The sequence below is a fragment of the Caballeronia insecticola genome (genome assembly GCF_000402035.1).
GTDB lineage: Bacteria > Pseudomonadota > Gammaproteobacteria > Burkholderiales > Burkholderiaceae > Caballeronia > Caballeronia insecticola.
In genome coordinates this window covers 2914472-2935278 of sequence record NC_021287.1, presented here as the reverse complement: position 1 = coordinate 2935278, position 20807 = coordinate 2914472, and the positions used below count along the sequence as shown (strand labels likewise).

The window sequence follows — 20807 nt, the reverse complement described above, 5'->3', positions numbered from 1 at the left end:
CGGCAAGCCTTACCGGCTTTTGCAACAGAGGGAAACGCGCCGAAACATCGCCCGATTCGGCGAGTCAAAAATTAGCGACTTATCGACAAAACGTAGCGACAAACTTAGCGACGATCGGGGGAACAATGGCAAAGAAATTCGTCGGCGCGGCCGCGCTGGGGGCTGCGTCGCTCGTGCTATTGGGCGGCTTGGGCGGATGCGTCACGCAGGATCAGGTCAGCAGCACGACGATGGAGCAGGCCACCCAACCGCTCACGTGCATGAGCCGGGCGGAATGCGACGCGTGGTGGGCGCGCGCGCAGGTCTGGGTCACGAATCACTCGGAATACAAGCTGCAGACCATCACGGATTCGATCATCCAGACGGCGGGACCGTCGAGCGGCAAGCGCGCGCTCGCCTATCAGATCACCAAGACGCCCACCAACGAAGGCACCGCGACCATCGGTTTCGCGGCGCACTGCGACAACCCGCTCGGCTGCGAGCCGAATCCGTGGCAGGCCGGCGCGGACTTCAAGCAGTTCGTGCGCAACGGTCCGCCGCTCAGGCAGATGGCAACGCCGCAAGCGACGCAGGCTCCCGCGCCGTCGGGCGTGCAGGTGAATCCGATTCCTCAGCCGGTGCCGCTCAACCTCGACAGCCAGCCGGGGCAATCGGTGACGCCGCTCACGCCGCAGTAACGTCTGCGTCCTCAGTGCCCCATCGTGGCTGACGCGCCTTTTTTCGGCCGCGTCAGCCAGACCATCACGGCCAGCACCAGAAACGCGTAGTAGGAAATGCGGAAGAAGTCGTTGGTCGACATCATGTACGCCTGCGCCGACACCACGCGATCCAGTTGCGCCGTGAGCGCCTGTCCCGACAAACCGAGTCCCGCGAGCAGATCCGTATAAGCCGTCGTGCCCGCCGAGTACGGCGTCACCGATTCGGTGAGCCGCGCGTGATGCCGGATCATGTCGTTTTCCCAGAACGTCGTGCTGACCGCCGTGCCGATCGCGCCCGATAACGTCCGCAGAAAATTCGACAGACCCGCGGCGCCGGCGAGCCGTTCGTCGGAGACGCTGGAGAGCGTGATCGTCGTCATCGGCACGAAGAAGCAGGCGACGCCGATGCCCTGAATCAGACGCGGATAAATGATCTGGTGGAACGGCGTATCGAGCGTGAAGGTCGAGTTCCAGTGCGAGACGAACGCGAACGTGAGAAACGCGAAGCTCGCGACCACGCGCAGATTCATCCGATGCATGTTCTGCCCGATCAGCGGCGACAGCACGAGCGCCAGAATGCCGACGGGCGCGGTGGCGAGTCCCGCGAGCCACGGCGTGTAGCCGAGCACGGTCTGGAGCCACAGTGGCAACACCACGACCGAGCCGAAAAAAGCCAGAAAACCGAGCGACGTGATGAGCACGCCCATCGCGAAATTGCGGTCGCGAAAGAGCGACAGGTCGATGACCGGTTCCTTTTCCGTCAACTCCCACGCGAACATGAACGCGAGCGACACCGCCGAGACAATCGCCAGCGTCACGATGAAGTTCGAGCTGAACCAGTCGTGGTCCTTGCCGAGGTCGAGCATCATCTGCAGGCTCGCGACGCCGATCACCAGCAGCGACAGCCCGACGGCGTCGATGCGCTGCTTCGTCGTCTTCGTTTCGTGGCCGCGCAGCAGAAAATACGCGATCGCCGCCGAAAACACGCCGATCGGCACGTTGATATAGAAAATCCACGGCCAGGTGAAATTATCGGTGATGTAGCCGCCCATCACGGGGCCGAAGATCGGCGCGACGATCACGGTCATCGCCCACAAACCGAGCGCCAGACCGCGCTTCTCCGGCGGATAACTGCGCATCAGGATGGTTTGCGAGAGCGGCACCATCGGGCCGGACACGAGACCCTGCAACAGCCGGAACGCGATCAGCGACTCGAAGTTGTGAGCGAGGCCGCAGAGCGCCGACGCAATCGAAAACAGCAGCACGGAGATCGTGAAAAGCTTCACTTCGCCGACGCGCCGCGCGAGCCATCCGGTCAGCGGCACCGCAATCGCGGACGCGACCGAATACGACGAAATGACCCACGTGCCTTCGCTCGTCGCCACGCCGAGATTGCCGGAGATGGTCGGGACGGCGACGTTCGCGATCGACGTGTCGAGCACCTCCATGAAGGTGCCGAGCGCGAGGCCCATTGTCAACAGGGCGAGAATGCCGCCGGTGAGCGGCATGGGTGCGGCGGGCGGCGGGTTGGTCGCGGTGGTGGACATCATTCGTTCTCCGGCGCGGATTCGAAGCGGTCAGCCTCGCATCGCGCGCAAGCTTTTTCTTGTCGCGGCATTCTCTGCCCAGACAGCGAAATCGACGCAAAAATGCCGATTTCGTCGGATTAATGAGCGTTATTCGTCGTCCAGCGCGCAGCCGATGGAATCGGCCACGGGCGTATTGTCGATGATCCGCGCCAGCATCCCGGTCAGCAGATCCAGTTCAGCGCGGCTAAAACCGCGCAATTGTTCGTTGAGCACCGCCGCGCCGATGACCGGCAACTGCCCGGCCGCGTCGCGCCCGCGCTCCGTCAGGCTCAACTCCACGATGCGCCGGTCCGCGGCACTCCTCGTGCGGTTCACGAAGCCCTTCTTTTCGAGCCGGTCGAGCATGCGCGTCATGGAGCCGCTGTCGTAGGACATCTCGCGCGACAGCTCCAGCGGCGTGCGTGCCCGGCCCGACGCGAGCATCAGCATCACACCGATTTGCTGCGACGTCAGATCGAGCGGCCTGAGCGCCTGGTCGGTCCGCGCGATGAGCGCGTTGCGCGCACGGGCGAGGTAATAGCCAAGGCTCGTTTCGAGCTGAATCGTGGCCGGATCGTAAAGCGGTTCGCTGGTCATGCGACTCGGGTCTCGCGGATGAAGCGGGGTTGCGACACTGCGTCGCGTTTCACAAAGACAACAAACGCGAAAAAGCAATCAGCAGTATCTTGAAAAGTAGTTGCACAGTCAATATTATTCTATGCAACGAGTTACGCGCTCATTGCGCCGCCCGAGACCATGTTCTGATCGCCAGCCGCGTCGTACGCCGACGCACCGAAGGACCATCCGATGACCCGCTTCTCCCGCACCGCCCACACCGCCCGCCGACGTTTCGGCACTGTCAGCAGCATGATCGCCAACGCTTCCCGTCACTTCGTTCCGCCGAAGCTGAATTCGTGGAGACTCGCGTTGTATCTGATCGTCTTTCTGCTGCCGGGCGGATCGTTCGCGGTGCTCGGCATGGGATGGTTCGAGAACCGGCAGCGGCGCAAGACGGCTTCGGGCCGGCCTGCACCCGCCGTGGCGCGCCCGGTGCTGCCCGCGCCTTGTCCGGGAAGCTGCGGGTCCACAGGCCGCTGATCCGCGCCCGTAACGCGTCGTAACCGATTCCTCCCGTCGCGTAACACCCGCCTTACGGCTTACCCGTTACGCTAACGTCTGCCTGACGCGCGCGCCGCATTTCGAGCGCGCGCGCGTTCCGTTACCATCCCGGCATGCCGTGTCCGTCGTATCGAACGGAGCGGCGCCGACAGGACTTCCGACAAGCAGATGCCGCATCACCCCGCTTTCCCCGCTTCCGTCGTCACGCGCCGCCTGAGCGCCGCGGCGCTCGCCGTCACGCTCGCGATGCTCGTCGCCGGCTGCGCAGTCGGGCCCGACTATCAGCGTCCGTCCACGACGATTCCGGCCAGCTACAAGGAAGCGCCCGAAGGCTGGAAAGTCGCGCAACCTGCCGACCAGAGCGACCGCGGCAACTGGTGGAGCGTCTATCACGACCCGCGCCTCGACGATCTCGAAACGCGCCTGAACCAGTCGAACCAAAGCATTGCGCAATTCGCGGCGGCTTACCGGCAGGCGCGCGCGCTCGTCGGCGAGGCACGCGCGGCGTATTTCCCGACGATCGGCGCGACGGCATCGGCGTCGCGTTCCGGCACCGGCACGGGCAACCGCTCGACCAACAGTTCCAGCTTCGGCCAGCAGGGTTCGGTGAACAACCAGTTCAACCTCGCGCTCGACGCAAGCTGGGAGCCGGACCTGTGGGGCAGCGTTTCGCGCACGGTCAACGCGCAGAAGGCCGGCCAGGAAGGCGCCGCCGCCGACCTCGCGAACGCGCGTCTTTCGGCGCAGGCCACGCTCGCGCAGACCTACTTCCAGTTGCGCTCGCTCGACGCACAGCAACGCCTCCTCGACGACACCGTCGCGGCCTATCAGCAATCGCTCAAGCTCACGCAGAATCAGTACGCGCAGGGCATCGTCGCGCGTTCGGACGTGATTCAGGCGCAGACGCAGCTGCAATCGGCGCAGGCTTCGGCTATCGACAACGGCGTCGCGCGCGCGCAGTTCGAGCACGCTATTGCGGTGCTCGTCGGCGAGCCGGCCTCGACATTCTCGCTCCCGCAAATTCCGCTCGACGCGACCCCGCCCACCGTGCCCGTGCAGATGCCGTCCGCGATTCTCGAACGGCGTCCGGACATTGCGTCGGCGGAGCGCAAGGCCGCGGCGGCGAACGAGCAGATCGGCGTGGAAATGGCGGCGTATTTCCCGACGCTCACGCTCTCGGCGCAAGGCGGTTTCGAAAGCTCGGTGCTGTCGCAATTGCTGCGCGCGCCGTCGCGTTTTTGGACGCTCGGGCCGGACATCGCCGCAACCATTTTCGACGGCGGCCTGCGTTCGGCACGCACCGAGGCCGCGCGTGCCGTGTACGACCAGAACGTCGCCACTTATCGGCAGACGGTGCTCACGGCGTTTCAGGACGTCGAGGACAATCTCGCGTCGTTGCGCATTCTGGAGAAGGAAATCGTCGTGCAGCAGCAGGCGGTCGAGTCCGCGCAGCAGGCGCTCGCGATCATCAACAACCAGTACAAGGCCGGGACGGTCGCGTATATCAACGTGCTGACCGCACAGACGACCGCATTTACCGCGCAGCAAAAGCTCGCGAATATCGCGGGGCAGCGGATGGTGTCGTCGGTCGGACTGGTGAAGGCGCTCGGCGGCGGCTGGGACGTCGCGCAGATGGATCGCGAAACGGGCGCGGTGGAAGCGCCCGCCGCTGCGTCCGGCGCTGTGTCGAACTCGAGCGGCACGCAAACCACCGCCAATCGCTGAGTTTTCGTCAGCGCATCAAAGTCAGCGCATCAAAGTCAGCGCGACAGTGTCCGGATCGGTGTGCCGGCCCAGCAGGTTCAGAAGGCCCGCCAGATTTTCGCGCTGCTCGGGTGCGGCCGTCGCGGTCCCCTGAAACGCCGTGGATGTCGGCGAGATCGAGCCATTGCCCGTGAGCATCAGCGGGCCTTTGCTGGTCGACAGATCGATCGTCGCCGATGCGCCCTGCGCCTGCAATGCCACCCGATACGAACCGAGCGGCTTCACGCGCGACACGCGCGAGGCCATGTCGTCGAGCGTGACGACCACCTGACCGTAGGCGTTGCGGTTCAGCAGGCGAAATTCCGTCCACGCGAGCCGCACGCTGCCGTCGAAGTCCAGCGTGTTGAACGGCGCGCCGAGCCCCGACAGCAGCGTCGCGGGCACGGCGATCTGCCCGCCGGTCAGCGTCGCGCCGCGCGTGCTGGCGTCGAGGATCACCGCGTCGGGCATCGCCTCGGTCTGGCGCATCGTCATGTGCACGCGGCCGGTGAACAGCGGCCAGAACGCCGTCGTCCATTCGATGCGCCCCGGCAGCAGCGTCGCGCCCGCGCCGTCGCTGCCGGCGGCCAGCATCAGCGTGGCCGAGCCGCGCCACAGCGAACCCGCCGGATCGACCAGATTGACGTGGCCGCCCGTCGCCTTGGTGAACTGCGGCACGATCCACGCGGCGGGCATCATCACCAGCAAAGTCGCGCCGATCGACACGATCATCACGAAAAGCGCGGGCAGCGCGAGCCGGATTCGCCGGGTCCAGTAACTCATTTCACGCCGGCCGGTTGCAACGAGGCCGTCAGATCCACCTGACCGTCGGGCTTGAGCGCCGTGACGTGCGCCTCCGACACCTGCACCTTGAACTGCCTGCGGGCGTCGTCGAGCCATATCGTCCAGCTGGGGAACGAGGCATTTTTCAACTGAATCTGCACCGCTGCGCCGATCACCTGAATCTGCGTCGGCTGCATGCCGTTGTCCGCGAGCGACTTCGCAAGCGCATCGCGCAACGCGCCGCCGGTCGGCGTCACGCTTTCCGCGCTGCCCGCGAGCGCACGCGCTTCGTTGGCTTGCGCGGTCATCGTCGCGAGCTGGCGCTGCATGGTCGGGAGCGTGTCGCGCAGACGCTGGCGTCCGTCGTACGCGGGCGCCCACAGCACGAGATAGACGAGCGCCAGGCCGAGCACGAGGCCGCCCCACATCAGCAGCGCCTTTTCGCGCGGCGTGCGTCCTTCCCAGAATTCCGTCAGCGAACGTCCGATTTCTGCTTTCATTGGCCGCTCCTGATCGTCCATTTGCCTGTGTTGCTGTCGATCGAACCGTTCAAGCCGTTCGCGGCGAGGCGCTTCGTGAGGTCGGGATCGACCGTCGTTTCCGGCTTGAAGGTGACTTCGAGATGCCGGTCGCGATAGTCGAGGCCCGCGACGCCGTTCACCGGCACCGGACCGAGCGAGCGCGCGAGTCCGTCGGCGAGCGAGAGGAAATCGGTCGGCGACAGTTCGCCCGATGCCACGCGCAGACGTTCGAGATTACGCGTCATCTGATCCGGCGCGTCGAGCACGACGGTCGTCTTCGGGAACGCGTTGAGCAGAAGCTCGGTCATCTGCGCGCTGATCGCGTCGCGCTGACGCGCAAGCTGCAGCCATTGCACGTTCACGCCGATGATCGACACGAGGATCGACGCCGCCACGAGCGCGATCGGCACGCGCAGGCGCCGCATCGTCGCGCGGTCGAGCCGCCACGGTTGCGCGGCGAATTCGAACTGGCACAGATCGAAGCGGCTCGCGAGCGCATTGCGCGCGAGTGCCTCGAACGCGAGCGGCTGCGCGCCGGAAATGCCGCCCAGGTTGCGCGAACCGGCAAGGCGCGGTTCATCGCCGGGCAGATCGACGAGCGTGTAGAGCGTCGCGGGATGATTGCCCGCGAGCGCCGCCAGCGTGGCCGGAATGGAATCGGCCGGCAGCGCGAGGCCTTCGCCGAGCGCCGCACGTTCGCCGCGCGCAATCGCAATTTCGATACGCGGCGCGCCGAGCGTGGCGGGCGCGGGCGCGGCCAGCTCGCCGATCAACGCGGGCGCGGTCGACACGACGTGGCCGAGCAAGCCCGCGACGAACGGCGTCGACTGCGCAGACGGAATCGGCGCGACCGGCGTTTCGCCTTCTTCGACGACCGCCGCAGCCGGAACCGGCAGGCAACGCGTCGCGGGCACGGCCTTCACATTGCGATGCCCCGCGCCGGCAAACGCGCCGAGCACGAAGCGGAACCAGCCGCGATCGATCACGCCGACCACGCGCCGTCCGTCGGCGAGCGCCACCGGGTCGACTGCGATATGACACGTCTGCGGATCCTGAATCAGCTGATCCTCGACGACGTTCGGCAATGCCTGACGCATCCGCGGCCCCTTGAGCGGCGGCACGGCGGCGGCGAGCAGCAAGGTGTCGCGCGCGGCGACGATCAGCACCGTCGCGCTCGCACGCGGCAGAAGTCCGAGCGCCGCGCGGCCGACGCGTTGCGGCTCGCCGCGCTTGTCGAGCAGCAGAAACGGCAGATCCGGCAGATGCCACTCTTCCGAGCGCACCGCGGGATCGCGCGGCGGTAATAAAACGATCAGTGTGCTCAAAGACCACTTCCTCTCATCAATGACATGCGCGCGAGCTCAAAGCGTGTCGCGCGTGTAGACGATGCGCGTCGTGTGCGTCGTCGGGTCGCGATAGACGAGCGTCGTGCGCTCGAGTTGCGCGCGCTCATGTTCGACGCGCCCGCGGATCACGAAATACTTCGTCGTGACGTCGAGTTCGTTCGGATCGATCGACGTCGCCGCCTTGACGCCCGCGCCCGTGAGCGCGAGCTGCACGTTGCCGACGTCGTGGAAGAACACCGTCTCGCGGCGCGCGACGAACGCCTGCCCCTGCGACAGATTCATGCCCGGCACCACGGCGGCCACCACTTCGGCGGGCGCGGTGTTCATGTTGACGGCGGTCGTCGTCGGCAGCACGGTGACGAACGGCCGGAGCTTGGCGACCGCTTCCGCCGAGAAGCCCGGCACGTCGAGCAGCGAATCCACGCTGATCATCTGCAAGGGCGCGACGGGCGCGTTGTCGTCGGCGTCCTTGAGGCCCGGATCGTCGGTGAACGTGCCGCCGCCCGTCGCGCCGCCCTGCGCGAGCGCGGCGATCGTCGCCTGCGTGCTCGTGCCGTTGGCGCTGCTCATGTTGTTGCCGGTCTGCGTCTGGAAGCGCGTCGCGGAGCGCCCGAGGCCCGCGCGCATCTGCAACGCCACCGTCTTCGCGAGCGAGCCGTTGAGGCCGAGCATCGTGAGCAGTCGCTGAAACGACTGAATCTGCTCGACGTTGACGGTCAGCACGCCGGGCGTCGGCGTCGAGACGAGATTGCGCAGGTTGAACTTCGCCTGCGCGTCCTCGATCGAGCCGGACAGATACGTCGACGCGCCTTCCTGCGCGCGCACTTCGCCGATCTGCCCGAGAAAGTCCGACAGCTTCGTCTTCGCGATCGGCACGCCCCACACGCCGCCGAGATACGTGACGGTGGGCGAGGTATCGGCTTCCGAGCGCAGGATGAGGCGCGTCCAGTCGAGCGCGCTGCGCGAAATCCACTGCGCCTGCGCGAGCAGCCGCTGATTCTCGATGCGGCGCACCTGCACCTGCTGGCGCCACAGCATGCCCGACACCAGAATGGCCGTGAGCGACACCACCAGCAACGCGCTGATGATCGCGACGCCGCGCTGCTTCTGGTTTGGTCTTCGGCTGGGCATTGGCATCGTCACTCTCCGACCAGGAACACGCGCGTGATCGGCACTTGCAGATTACGCGCGCCGACCGCGACCTGAACGCCCGTCACCGCGCGCGACAGCGGCGCGTTGCCCAGTTGCGGCACTTTCAGGTTGTTGTCGTTCTGGTTGATCTGCGAGAGCACGTCGCTCATTCTCGTCGTCCAGCCCTTTTCCGGAATATAGACGCGCGTCGCGAGCGACCCGACGCCGCCCATCAGCGGAATCGCGCTCCAGCCGCCCGTCGTGTCGCTGGAGGACAGCGCGCGCCGCACTTCGCCGACATTGGCGAGCGGCGGCGACGCATAACGCACGATACGCCCGTCCGAGAGCCGGTAACGCACCACTTGCAGACGCGGCGGCGTGCCCGGCGCGAACAGGCCGCGCACGATCTGCAGCGAGCCGTTGCCGATCTGCACGGCGGGCTGGCCCGCTTCGTCGTCGGTGGCGGCCTGGCGCGCGTCGATGCGCATCTGGTCGAACAATTGCGCGATCACGCGCTCGTCTTCCATTGCGTTGGTGATCGTCGCGCGGGCGCGGATCACGGAATCCAGCCCGCGCCACGACAGCACCGCGATCACCGCGAGAATCGCGATTGCGATCAGCATCTCCAGCAGCGTGAAGCCGCGCGTGCCGTGACGGCCACGAGCGCGCCGGTCAGAGCGAGCGATTGGTTTCATTCGCCACCACCGTGACCATTTGCGCGAGATAGCCCGAGCGGCCCGGCGTCGAGACGAGCATCTCGACGCGCCGGAAAATAGGATTCGGCGTCTGGCTCACGCGCTGCGTGCACGTGAGCTTCAGATTGCCCTGCGAGCATTCGAAGGTGCGCGAGCCGATCGCCGGAAACGTGTGCGTGAGCCGCAGTTGCGCGAGTTCGTTGTCGGCGCTCCAGCCCGCGAGCAAGCGCCGGTGCAGATCCGCTTCGCCCGTCGCGAGCGAGCCGACCGCGCGCAGCGACGCGGCGAGCGCCACCGCGATGATCGCGAGCGCCACGAGCACTTCGATCATCGTGAAGCCGCGTTGCGGGCGGGCCCGTTGCATCAGCGCACCTGAAAGCGGCCATTGCCGCCGCCGATGATGGTCGCGCGGCCCGCCGGCGAGATCAGGGTGATTTCCATGGGCGTGTCGATCGCCTCGGTGCCGAACACGAGCCGGCTCACCGACTTGTCCGAATCGAGAAAATTGATCGTCACGCCGGTCACGCCGCCTTCCCAGTTTCGCGCGCGCAGCAGATCGTCGCGCAGCGGACGCCAGCCGTCTTCCGTGCGCACGTCGAAGCGAAAGCCGCCGTCGAGCGGCTGCCACGCGATCGGCCGCGCGCGCACCTGCGCTTCCTCGCCCGCGGATTCGAACAGCAGCGCGAGCCGCTGCGCTTCCTCGTTGAGATCGGTGCGCGGATTGCGCGTCAGTTGCAACGACGCGAGCGACACGAGCAAGCCGGCGATCACGAGCACGACGAGCATTTCGAGCAGCGTGAAGCCCGCTTCGCGTCGAGTCCCGATGTGCCTGCCGTGCGTGTTCACGTCGATTGCCTTCTGCCGATGAAACGTCTATTGCCAGGAGCCGACGTCGGCATCGTTGCCTTCGCCGCCCGCCTTGTTGTCCGCGCCGTAGCTGAACACGTCGATTTCGCCGTGCACGCCCGGATTCAGATACTGATACTGGCCACCCCACGGATCAGCGGGAAGGCGTTCCAGATAGCCGCCGTCCTTCCAGTTGTTCGGCACCGGTTCCGTCGACGGCTTCTCGACCAGCGCGCGCAAGCCCTGCTCCTGCGTCGGGTAGCGGCCGTTGTCGAGGCGGTACAGCTTCATCGCCTGCATGATGGTGCCGATGTCCTGCTTCGCCGCGACACGGCGCGCTTCGTCCGGACGGCTCATGATCTTCGGCACGATCAGCGCGGCGAGAATGCCGAGAATCGCGATCACGACCATGATTTCGATCAGCGTGAAGCCGCGCTGGCGACGTCCCTGTGCCTGAGCCTGTTGAATTTGCATGCGGCGTTGTGTCCACATTTGCATGACTGCTACCTCTTGAATTGAAAATATCGTTTCCGGGCCGCGTGCCCGGTGATGATTGGAAAAATCGCGCGGCTTCGCGTCCTGCCGAAGCCGCCGGTCATTCTAGCGATCTGCTTTCATCGCGTGATTCGGCCTCGTGCGAGGCATTGCGTCGCGTGCCCGCTCAGCGTACCCAGATCGTCGGCCCGGGCGGATTCTGCGGCAGGAAAATCTCCGATTTCACGCCGTTGCGATCGATGATGATCGAGCGCGGACGCACTTCCGAGAGCTTCACGCCCTGAGTGAGCGGCCCGCCGAGCGACACCGCCTTCGCCGGTTCGCCGCCATAGCTGACGATAGCCGCCGCGCCGCCCTGCAACGCCAGAATGCCGAACAGATGCACGTCCTGATTGGCCTGGCGCTCCAGCCTTCCGCCGAAAATGGTTGCCGCCAGTTCGACCGAGGGCGTGCGCGTCGCGGCCGCGGCGGGCAGCGGCGCCGTCTGACGCGAGGTCAGCGTGACGACCCAGTACGTCACCGTCACGCAAAAAAGCGCGAGGGCGGCGAGCGTGAGCAAGCGAGTTTGCAGGGCGTTCATTACTGCACCAGATTGTTCAGTTCGATGATCGGCAGCATCACCGCGAGCACGATCACCAGCACGACGCCGCCCATCGCCAGAATGAGCAGCGGCTCGAGCAGGCTCGTCAGGAACATCGTGCGGCGTTCGAGTTCGCGCGCTTCGCCTTCGGAGGCGCGGTCGAGCATCGTGGTGACGTCGCCGGTCGCTTCGCCGGAGCGGATCAGGTGAACCAGCACCGGCGGAAATGTCTTCGTGTTGCCGAGCGCGCGCGACAGCGACGAGCCTTCGCGCACGCGCACGATGGCGTCGTCGACGTTATCGCGCATCGCCGTGTTGCTGAGCGTTTCGCCGGCCGCCTGCAGCGCGCGCAGGATCGGCACGCCGGCGGCGGTCAGGATCGCGAGCGTGCTGGCGAAGCGCACCGTGTTATAGCCACGCACCAGCTTGCCGATGAGCGGCGCGGTCAAGAGCCAGCGGTCGAACGACATGCGCGGGCCGGGGCGCGCGAGAATGCTCTTCACGAGCCACGCAAACAGCGCGACACCGATCAGCACCGCCCACCAGTAGCTGCGCACGAAGGCGGAGAGCGCCATCATCATCACGGTGAGGAACGGCAGCGCCTGCTTCGTGCTCGCGAACACGTTGACGACCTGCGGCACCACATAGCTCAACAGGAACGTGACGATGCCGAACGCGATCAGCGTGACGATGCCCGGATACGTGAACGCCAGAATGATCTTCTGCTTGAGCGCGTTACGCTGCTCGATGTAGTCCGCGAGACGCGACAGCACGAGCCCGAGCTTGCCGGTGTGCTCGCCCGCCGCAACCAGCGCGCGGTAGATCTCGGGAAAGTCTTTCGGATGCTGCGCGAGCGCATTGGCGAACGAATGGCCGCCGAGCACTTCGGCACGGATCGCGGCCATCAGTTCGCGGATGTAGTCGCGCTCCGACTGCTCGGTGAGCACCGCGAGCGTCTCGCCGAGCGGCAAACCCGCGATCAGCAGACTCGCGAGCTGGCGCGTGAGAATGGCCTGTTCACGCTGCGACAGCCGCCGCCCGAGCGAAAGCCGCTGCTGACGCTCGCCGCGCGTGCGCGAGCCCGCCGCCTCGACGACGAGCGGCGTCAGGCCCTGCGTGCGCAGCTGACTGCGCGCGGCGCGGGCGCTGTCGGCATCGAGCACGCCTGTTTGCGTCTTGCCCGCCGAGTCGATCGCTTCGAAACGAAAAGCCGGCATACATTTAGTCTCCGCCCGTCACGCGCAGGACTTCTTCCAGCGAAGTCACGCCCGAGGCGAGCCAGCGGTTGCCGTCCTCGCGCAGCGTGCGCATGCCTTGCGCGCGGCCGGCTTCCAGAATCTCCGCATCCGCCGCGTTGCGGTGGATCAGCGGACGAATGGCATCGTCGATCAGCAGCAGTTCGTACACGCCGCGACGGCCCGAGTAGCCCGACTGGCCGCATCGGTCGCAGCCGACCGGATGCCAGCGCTTCGTGCCGTCTTCCTCGATGCGCTCTTCCTTGCACACCGGACACAGTTGCCGCACGAGCCGCTGCGCGAGCACGCCGAGCAGCGACGACGCCAGCAGATAAGGCTCGACGCCCATGTCGGTGAGACGTGTGACGGCGGAGGCGGCATCGTTCGTGTGCAGCGTCGCGAGCACGAGGTGGCCGGTGAGCGACGCCTGCACCGCAATCTGCGCGGTTTCGAGATCGCGGATTTCACCGATCATGATGATGTCCGGATCCTGACGAAGAATCGAGCGCAGCGCACGCGCGAACGTCATGCCGATGCGCTCGTTCACCTGCGTCTGGCCGATGCCGGACAGGTCGTACTCGATCGGATCTTCCACCGTCATGATGTTGGTGGTCGTGGTTTCGAGCCGCGACATCGCCGCGTACAGGGTGGTCGTCTTGCCGGAGCCGGTCGGCCCGGTCACGAGCACGATACCGTGCGGGCGGCCGATCAGCTTGTCGAAATCGACGAGCGTGTCGCGCGCCATGCCGAGCTTTTCGAGGTTCAGCCGCTGCGCGTCCTTTTCGAGCAGACGCAGCACCGCGCGCTCGCCGTGGCCGGTCGGCAGCGTGGAGACGCGCACGTCGACGGGACGTCCGCCCACGCGCAACGTGATACGGCCGTCTTGCGGCAAACGCTTTTCGGCGATATCGAGCTGCGCCATGATCTTGATACGCGAGATCAGCGCGCCGTGCAGCGCCTTCTTCGGACGCACGACGTCGCGCAGCGTGCCGTCGACGCGAAAGCGCACAACCGACGCGTTCTCGAACGGCTCGATATGAATGTCCGACGCCTGTTCGCGCGCCGCCTGCGTGAGCAGCGCGTTGATCATGCGGATGATCGGCGCGTCGTCTTCGGATTCGAGCAGGTCCTCTACTTCCGGAATGTCCTGCATCAGGCGCGACAGATCGACTTCGCCTTCCACCTCGCCGACCACCTGCGCCGCGCTGCCGTCGTTGCGCGCGTACGCCGAATTGATGGCGGCGGCGAGTTCGTCGGCGGGCTTGCGCACGATCGACAGCGCGCCGAAATTGCGTGCGACTTCGGCGAGCGCGGCGTCCGTCGTGCGGTCGCTGATCCACACCTCGATGCCGTCCGCGTGCTGATGCGCGAGCAGGATCTGGCCGCTGCGCGCGAAGCCGTACGGCACGAGACGCGCCGCCAGCGGCGATGCCGCCGCGCTCGCGTGCTCCGTCGTGCCGTCAGCCGCGCCGGCCGTGCCGATCGTGCTCAGCGTGTTCACGGCCGCGCTCCCGGCTGCATGTTGCCGTTGGTCGCAGTGTTGCCCGGCATCGCGTTGGTCGCGCCGTTCGCGGGCGCCGGGTAGGTGCTCTGCGGCGCGCGCTGCGTCGGTTGGGGCAGGGGACCTGCGTCGGGATTCTGCGGCAGCGTCGTGCTCGGGCCGGGGCCGCGCGTCGTATCGCTCCAGTCGAGCAGATTCTGCGCGGGCGCACCGCCGCCTTCGCTCGGGCCGAGCGGCTTCGGCGGCATCACCGGCACGTTCTGGTCCTTGACGATGCGGTTGTCCGTGGTCGAGCCGTATTGCTGCTGGCGCAGATAGTCGTAGCGCGTGTTGGTGATCTGCGAGGCCGTCGCCTGATCGCGCACGATCACCGGGCGCAGGAACACCATCAGGTTGGTCTTCGTGCGCGTCTTGCTTTCGCTGCGGAACAGGCCGCCGATGAACGGGATGTCGCCCAGCAGCGGAATCTTGTTGTTGTTATTGTTGTACTGGTCCTGCATCAGGCCGCCCAGCACGACGATCTCGCCGTCGTCCGCCAGGATGGTGGACTGCACCGAGCGCGTGTTGATCGTCACGCCGCCGGGATCGGTCTTCGTGCTGGCATCGACGCTCGAATCTTCCTGATAGATCTGCATCTTGAGCACGCCGCCGTCCGTGATCTGCGGCTTCACGTGCAGCGTCACGCCGACGTCGCGGCGGTCGAACGTGTTGAACGCGGTGACCGAGGTCGCGGCATTCGCGGTCGGCGTCGCGTAGGAACCCGTCACGACCGGCACGTTCTGGCCGACGACGATCTTCGCTTCCTCGTTGTCGAGCGTGATGAGATTCGGCGTGGAGAGAATGTTCGCATCCGCCGATGTCGACAGCGCCTGCAACAGGCCGCCCAGACCGAACAGATTGCCGAAGCGGTGCAGGAGGCCGATGTTCAGGCCGGGCGCGAGCAGACCCGCCGTCGACGTGATGGCCGACGGATTCTGCGCGATCGCGTTGCCCTGCAAGGTCAGATCGACAATGTTGCTATTGCCGCTGCCGAAGCTCGAACTGCCGTAGATCGCGTTGTTGCCGCCGTTCGACAGCAGCAGGCCCTGCCACTGAATGCCGAGGTTCGCGCCGCTCGTCGCGGAGAGTTCCACGATCAGCGCTTCGATGTACACCTGCGCGCGGCGGGCGTCGAGCTGGTCGATCACCGAGCGCAGGTTGCGATAGACCGGTTCGGGCGCGGTGACGATGAGCGAGTTCGTCGCCGAATCCGCCTGAATCATGCCGCCGCCCTGGTCGCTGCCGGAGTCGTTGTCCTTGTTCGACGAGAAGCTCGCATCGCGATTGCCGGTGCCGCCGCCGCCGAGCGGGTTGTTGCCGCTGCCCGAACTGCTGCCGAGACCGCCCGGCAGCGGCGGCATGCCGGCCGTGCCGGTGGACGTCGACGAATTGCCGAGGCCGCCGCCGCTTTGTCCGAACGAATTCGAGTTGGAACTCGAGCTGTTGTCCGAGCCGCCGCCCTTGCCGAGCATGGCGCGCAGCGTCTTGGCGAGGCGCGTCGCGTCGGCGTTGCGCAACGCCACGACGTGCATGTTGCCGGGCTGCAGCGTGGGCGCGTCGAGCTTCTTCGCGAGCGCCTTCGCCGCGGCGAGGCGCGCACTGCTGGACGCGCGGAACATCAGCGAGTTGGTGCGCGCGTCGGGCGTGACGGTCACCTTGAGCGTCGCGTCCGTGCTGCCGATCGTGCCGGGATCGAGCAGCTTGTTCATCTGCTCGGCAACGTCGATGGCGTTCGCGTTCTTCAGCGGCACGAGATCGACTTCGCGGCCCGCCGCGGTATCGACGCCCGCGATGATGCCTGCAATACGGCGCACGTTGTCGGCGTAATCGGTGACGACGAGCGTGTTGTTCGCCGGGTAGGCCGCGATCGTGTTGTTCGGCGAGATCAGCGGGCGCAGCACCGGCAGAAGGTTGTTCGCCGATTCGTTGTGCAGCTGAAAGACCTGCGTGATCACCTGATCGCCGCGCGCGGACGGCGCATTGCCGACATAGGTCGGCACGCCCTGCAGCTTGGCGTCGGCTTCGGGCACGACCTTCAGGACGCCGTGATCCTGCACGAGCGCGAAGCCCTGCATGCGCAGCGACGACTGCAGCGTCTTCAGCGCCTGATCCTCGGGAACCGAATTTTCCGAGACGAGGTTGAGCTGCCCCTTGACGCGGGGATCGACGATGATGGTTTTGCCGGTGGCGGCGCCGATCGCCTTGGCGACCTGATCGATGTCCGCGTTGACGAAATTCAACGTCACTTGCGCGTGCGCGGCTTGCGCGACGATAAGTCCCGCCGCCAGCAGTGTCGTCGCCATGCGACGCAGTGCCATAGGTTGTCTTCTCATGGATGTGATGTCAAAGCCGGTTCATTGGGGCCGGCTGAGGCAGCATCGCTCGAAAGCCGAGAGCGCCGCCAACCGCAGTCCGGCACGCCGTGCGCGCCCCCTGCGGTCATTTAAAAAAACGTGACGATAGCAGCTTTGTGTAACGAATTTGTGCCAATTCGTTCCGGATCAGGTTAGCCTGCGCCGCTTCGGTCAGTACATTTCCAGCGCTCTCAAGCTTTCAAAAAACTTGCCGATAGACCGTAACCGGGTGCGTTCCCAGGGTCGGTCGATGTACGCGGGAGCCGAATTGTAACCCGTCCAGAACTCTTATTATTCATACGTTTAGAACAGCTCCGATGGCTCGTCTGGCACACTTCTGTCCGGCAGTGCGTCATGCGTTCACATCGACGTATGTCTGATAGCCAACTTATGGTCTGAAACGTCAGCCGGTATGATACGGTCGGTTCCGCATTCCGGGCGGCTGTAAAACGGGTGGGTTTTCCCGATGGCGCCTGGCCGCGGACGTTTATGTGTCGTCGCTGGCGAACGTTGCCGCGGCGGCGGCTCGACGTTCCGCGTGGGCGGATGGAGTAGAAAGAAGATGAAGAGAATCCTGCAATCAGTTGCGATCTGCGTGCCCCTGTTGGGCGCCGCCTCCGCACATGCAGACTGCTTCGACGAAGCAGCGAAGTACCAGAAGGTCAATCCCCTCATCCTGCGCGCAATCGCCTGGCAGGAATCGCACAACAAGCCGGACGCCATCAACAAGAACGCCAACGGCTCGATCGACTACGGGCTGATGCAGATCAACTCGATCCATCTGAACACGCTCTCGCAGTACGGCATTTCGAGCGGCACGCTGATGGAGCCGTGCAAGAGCGTATACGTCGCCGCCTGGCATCTGCGCCAAAAAATGAACAAGTACGGCAATTCTTGGCAGGCCGTCGGTGCTTACCATTCCGAAACGCCGGCGCTACGCGACCAGTACTCGGCAAAGATCATCGAGATTCTGCGCCGCTGGAAACTGGTTCAGGCCACGCGCTGAGCCTGCCAAATCTGCTTGTATCTGTTGCATCTGTTGTCCGCACGCGCCACCCGGCGCATTTGATGCACAATTCCACATTCGATGACCCGCGCCGCCGCATAGCCGCTTCGGCCGCGCGGGTTCGCGCTCGCGCGCTTGCGCCTTCCTCACGCCCACTGCAATGAACCAATCGCCACTGCCCATCACCGTGCTGTCGGGATTCGCCGGCGCGGGTAAAACCACACTCGTCGATGCCTTGCTCGCCAACACGCAAGGCGTGCGCATCGGCGCCGTGACGTACGGCCCCGCTGCATCGGGCGCCGAGCGGGACACGGTTTCGCTGCCTAACGGCTGCATGATGCTGAGCTTGAACGAGGCATCGATGGAAGCGCTCGAAAGCGCGATCACATGGCTTGCCGAACAGCAGCAATTCGATGCGCTCGTGGTCGAGTCATCGGGCATCACGGACCCGATGACGATCGCCGAGCATCTCGCTTTCGGCGATGACGACGACGCCACGCTCGCCGGCCGCGCGCATCTCGATACCTTCGTCACCGTGATCGATGCCGCGAATTTCATGCGCGACTACGCATCGTCCGATTCGCTGGCGGAACGCGGCCTGCACGTTCACGACGACGCGGACGGCAAGACCGTCGTCGAAACGCTCGTCGAGCAGATCGAGTTCTGCGATGTCATCGTGATCAACAAGACCGATCTCGTCGCCGCCGATGAACTCGCGCAGATCGCGCGCATCCTGCACGGTCTCAATCCGCGCGCGCTTCAGTTGAACGCGCAGGCGGGCAACGTGCCGGCCGAGGCCATGCTGAACACCGGCCGCTTCGATTTCGATGCGACCGCAAGCGCGCCCGGCTGGCTCGCGATCCTCAACGGCGACGCGCCGCCGGCCGACGCAGCGGATGCGAACGGTGTCGGGCATGTCGTGTATCGCGCGCGCCGGCCGTTTCATCCCGAACGTCTGTGGAACCTGCTGCATCAGGAGTGGCCGGGCGTGCTGCGTGCAAAGGGCTTCTTCTGGCTCGCGACGAGAAGCGAAGTCGGCGGCTCGTTGTCGCAGGCGGGCGGCACGTGCCGGCATGGTCCGGCGGGCGTGTGGTGGGCGGCGCAGGATCGCAGCGAATGGCCGACCGACGATCCCGAGCTCGAAGCGGAGATCGTCGCGGAATGGTACGGCGATCCGGACGACAACAGCATCGGCGACCGGCGTCAGGAGCTGGTGCTGATCGGACTGAACCTCGACTCCGCGCTATGGCAGAACAAGTTCGATGCATGCCTGTTGAACGACGACGAATGGGCGCTCGGAGCAGACGCGTGGACGCATCTGGCCGATCCGTTCCCCGCATGGGACGTGGAAGAACACGACCATGATCATGACGACGACCACGATCATGACCACGGTCCCGATTGCGATTGCGAAGACCATCGGCATTGACTCGCCTGATCCGTCGCGCGCGGGCGAAAAAAAACCCGCCAGAGGCGGGTCATGTACAACGGGCTACCTCGGTAGCCTGACAATCTGACAATCGGTAGTCACTTACCGCTTGTTCACTGCGTCCTTGAATGCCTTGCCAGCCGTGAACTTGACCGTCTTTGCGGCCGGAATCTTGATGGACTCGCCGGTCTTCGGGTTGCGGCCGGTGCGCGCTGCGCGCTTTCCCGAACCGAAGCTGCCGAAGCCGATCAACTGCACTGCGTCACCTTTCGAGACAGCCTTCTTGATCACTTCGAGCAACGTGTCCAGCGTTTCGCCGGTTTGAGCCTTGCTGGCGCCGGTCTGAGCGGCTACGGCGTCGATCAATTCCTGTTTGTTCATTAAGGTTCCTTTATCAGTTTAGGTTGACACGAACAGCGCGAACGCGCCGATTATACGTGCGCAAGCCGTGCAGTCGAGTAGGGACGGCCTTCTGGCGCGGCCGCCCGACGAACCGGCGCTCTGTTACGCCACTTCAACGGCGTTGCTCCACATCTTCGCCTCCACGCCGCCTCTACACGCGGCGCTTGGTATGATAGCGCAGCGCAAACCCAATCAGGATAAGGGTTTCAAAGATTTACCCTTATATTTTTGGGGCTCCCGGCCGGTTTTTTGGCATCGAACAACTGGGTCCGATCCATGCTACGCGAGCTCATCATCGATTACGGGCTGCCGTTGGTTTTTGCCAACGTTCTCCTCGAATGCCTTGGCTTACCGCTCCCAGCCTTGCCCACATTGGTTTTGACGGGCGCGATCACGGTCTCCGCAAGCATCGTTCCGGGTTCGTTTGCCGCGTTGACTTCGTTCTTCCCGTCCGCTGCATTCGGGCCGCTCGTCGCTATCGTCATAACGGCGAGCGTGGCCGCGCTCATCGGCGACACGCTCTGGTTCTGGCTCGGGCGCCGCTATGGCAGCCGCATTCTCGCCTTCATGTGCAAGCTCTCGATCTCGCGCGATACCTGCGTGAACCGTAGCGCCGGCTTCTTCACACGCTTCGGCGTGCGTATCCTCGCGGTGTCGAAGTTCATACCGGGGCTCTCGACGCTCGCGATTCCCGTCGCCGGCGCGACCGGCATCGGCTTCGGCAGCTTTCTCTTCTACGACTTGCTCGGTGCGCTGCTGTGGTCCGGCGTCGGCGTTGCGTTCGGCGCGGTCTTCGCCGATCTCGTCGATACGGCGCTCGCCTGGCTCGACTGGCTCGGACGCGGCGTGATCGCGGTCGCGCTCATTGCGCTCGCGCTCTATCTGGCGGTGCGCTGGTGGCAGCGCGTCGCGCTGTTGCGCAGGCTGCGCATGGCGCGCATCGATATCGCGACGCTGCGTGCGCTGCTCGCGGGCGCGCCGCCGCCGCCGCTCGTCATCGACGTGCGTCGTCCCGAGCGCCGTGCAATGGACCCGTTCGCGATTCCCGGCGCGCTGCTTCTCGATGAAGATATCGCGTCCCGGCTTGTGGGAATCGCGCGCGATCGCAAGCTCGTCACGTATTGCGACTGTCCGAACGAAGTATCGGCCGCGCTTGCCGCCCGCGAACTCAACGCGCACGGCTTCACCGATGTCGCGCCGCTCGTCGGCGGACTCGCCGCCTGGCGCGCCGCCGGCCACGCGCTCGACCCGCTGATTATCGGCACTGCGAACGCCGCGGCGCAGGCCGTCGCGAAGTCGTCGTCCGCATGATTTCG

General features: G+C 65.4%; 21 protein-coding genes. 6 read left to right on the top strand and 15 right to left on the bottom strand.

The window, feature by feature from the left end; translation table 11 throughout:
* Positions 1–125 precede the first annotated feature (125 nt).
* The gene (locus BRPE64_RS13635) at positions 126–677 is read left to right on the top strand and encodes a hypothetical protein (RefSeq protein ID WP_016346713.1); all 552 of its coding nucleotides are present in this window, start codon (positions 126–128) and stop codon (positions 675–677) included.
* An 11-nt stretch (positions 678–688) separates the two neighbouring features.
* Here the strand turns inward: BRPE64_RS13635 and BRPE64_RS13630 are convergent, their stop codons facing one another.
* Positions 689–2248, bottom strand: coding sequence for a DHA2 family efflux MFS transporter permease subunit (locus tag BRPE64_RS13630; protein WP_016346712.1), 1560 nt, complete (start codon positions 2246–2248; stop codon positions 689–691).
* 126 nt (positions 2249–2374) lie between these two features.
* Positions 2375–2863 carry a MarR family winged helix-turn-helix transcriptional regulator gene (locus BRPE64_RS13625; RefSeq protein WP_016346711.1) on the bottom strand — a complete coding sequence of 163 codons (489 nt, stop codon included), beginning with the start codon at positions 2861–2863 and terminating at the stop codon, positions 2375–2377.
* 210 nt (positions 2864–3073) lie between these two features.
* On the opposite strand from BRPE64_RS13625, the gene BRPE64_RS13620 reads away from it, so the two are divergent.
* Positions 3074–3364 (top strand): hypothetical protein, encoded by a 291-nt coding sequence (locus BRPE64_RS13620; RefSeq protein ID WP_044041805.1) that lies wholly within the window; start codon positions 3074–3076, stop codon positions 3362–3364.
* A 189-nt stretch (positions 3365–3553) separates the two neighbouring features.
* On the top strand, positions 3554–5110 hold the full coding sequence (locus BRPE64_RS13615; protein WP_016346707.1) for an efflux transporter outer membrane subunit: 1557 nt from the start codon (positions 3554–3556) through the stop codon (positions 5108–5110).
* A gap of 21 nt (positions 5111–5131) precedes the next feature.
* On the opposite strand, the gene BRPE64_RS13610 is transcribed toward BRPE64_RS13615, so the two are convergent.
* From BRPE64_RS13610 to gspD, 12 genes are all read right to left on the bottom strand, one after another.
* Positions 5132–5911, bottom strand: coding sequence for a type II secretion system protein N (locus BRPE64_RS13610; protein ID WP_016346706.1), 780 nt, complete (start codon positions 5909–5911; stop codon positions 5132–5134).
* Positions 5908–6411 (bottom strand): type II secretion system protein GspM, encoded by a 504-nt coding sequence (gspM, locus tag BRPE64_RS13605; RefSeq protein WP_044042203.1) that lies wholly within the window; start codon positions 6409–6411, stop codon positions 5908–5910. The genes BRPE64_RS13610 and gspM overlap by 4 nt, the downstream gene beginning before the upstream one ends.
* Positions 6408–7757: a type II secretion system protein GspL gene (gene gspL, locus BRPE64_RS13600; RefSeq protein WP_044041797.1), complete on the bottom strand. Its 1350-nt coding sequence runs from the start codon at positions 7755–7757 to the stop codon at positions 6408–6410. Before gspL ends, gspM begins: the two co-directional genes overlap by 4 nt.
* A 36-nt stretch (positions 7758–7793) precedes the next feature.
* Positions 7794–8909, bottom strand: a complete 1116-nt coding sequence (gene gspK, locus BRPE64_RS13595; RefSeq protein WP_016346703.1) for a type II secretion system minor pseudopilin GspK — start codon at positions 8907–8909, stop codon at positions 7794–7796.
* Positions 8910–8917: 8 nt separating this feature from the next.
* Positions 8918–9604 carry a PulJ/GspJ family protein gene (locus tag BRPE64_RS13590; protein WP_016346702.1) on the bottom strand — a complete coding sequence of 229 codons (687 nt, stop codon included), beginning with the start codon at positions 9602–9604 and terminating at the stop codon, positions 8918–8920.
* Positions 9582–9968, bottom strand: a complete 387-nt coding sequence (gene gspI / locus BRPE64_RS13585; RefSeq protein ID WP_016346701.1) for a type II secretion system minor pseudopilin GspI — start codon at positions 9966–9968, stop codon at positions 9582–9584. The genes BRPE64_RS13590 and gspI overlap by 23 nt, the downstream gene beginning before the upstream one ends.
* Positions 9968–10450, bottom strand: coding sequence for a GspH/FimT family pseudopilin (locus BRPE64_RS13580; RefSeq protein ID WP_016346700.1), 483 nt, complete (start codon positions 10448–10450; stop codon positions 9968–9970). The genes gspI and BRPE64_RS13580 overlap by 1 nt, the downstream gene beginning before the upstream one ends.
* Positions 10451–10477: 27 nt before the next feature.
* Positions 10478–10948: a type II secretion system major pseudopilin GspG gene (gspG, locus tag BRPE64_RS13575; RefSeq protein ID WP_044041792.1), complete on the bottom strand. Its 471-nt coding sequence runs from the start codon at positions 10946–10948 to the stop codon at positions 10478–10480.
* A 163-nt stretch (positions 10949–11111) separates the two neighbouring features.
* Complete coding sequence (locus BRPE64_RS13570) at positions 11112–11525, bottom strand: type II secretion system protein N (RefSeq protein WP_044041790.1); 414 nt, start codon at positions 11523–11525, stop codon at positions 11112–11114.
* Positions 11525–12742 carry a type II secretion system inner membrane protein GspF gene (gene gspF / locus BRPE64_RS13565; protein WP_016346697.1) on the bottom strand — a complete coding sequence of 406 codons (1218 nt, stop codon included), beginning with the start codon at positions 12740–12742 and terminating at the stop codon, positions 11525–11527. Before gspF ends, BRPE64_RS13570 begins: the two co-directional genes overlap by 1 nt.
* A 4-nt stretch (positions 12743–12746) precedes the next feature.
* Positions 12747–14243 carry a type II secretion system ATPase GspE gene (gene gspE / locus BRPE64_RS13560; protein WP_044042202.1) on the bottom strand — a complete coding sequence of 499 codons (1497 nt, stop codon included), beginning with the start codon at positions 14241–14243 and terminating at the stop codon, positions 12747–12749.
* A gap of 14 nt (positions 14244–14257) precedes the next feature.
* Positions 14258–16618 carry a type II secretion system secretin GspD gene (gspD, locus tag BRPE64_RS13555; RefSeq protein WP_016346695.1) on the bottom strand — a complete coding sequence of 787 codons (2361 nt, stop codon included), beginning with the start codon at positions 16616–16618 and terminating at the stop codon, positions 14258–14260.
* 598 nt (positions 16619–17216) lie between these two features.
* Between gspD and BRPE64_RS13550 the strand changes: the two genes are divergently transcribed.
* Both BRPE64_RS13550 and BRPE64_RS13545 read left to right on the top strand, forming a co-directional pair.
* Entirely contained in the window at positions 17217–17660 is a 444-nt protein-coding gene (locus BRPE64_RS13550; protein ID WP_044041788.1) for a lytic transglycosylase domain-containing protein, read from the top strand.
* Positions 17661–17820: 160 nt separating this feature from the next.
* Positions 17821–19089, top strand: a complete 1269-nt coding sequence (locus tag BRPE64_RS13545; protein WP_016346692.1) for a GTP-binding protein — start codon at positions 17821–17823, stop codon at positions 19087–19089.
* A 102-nt stretch (positions 19090–19191) separates the two neighbouring features.
* On the opposite strand, the gene BRPE64_RS13540 is transcribed toward BRPE64_RS13545, so the two are convergent.
* Positions 19192–19470, bottom strand: coding sequence for an HU family DNA-binding protein (locus BRPE64_RS13540; RefSeq protein WP_008352404.1), 279 nt, complete (start codon positions 19468–19470; stop codon positions 19192–19194).
* Between the two features lie 297 nt (positions 19471–19767).
* On the opposite strand from BRPE64_RS13540, the gene BRPE64_RS13535 reads away from it, so the two are divergent.
* Complete coding sequence (locus BRPE64_RS13535) at positions 19768–20802, top strand: VTT domain-containing protein (protein WP_044041787.1); 1035 nt, start codon at positions 19768–19770, stop codon at positions 20800–20802.
* The last annotated feature ends 5 nt before the right edge of the window (positions 20803–20807 follow it).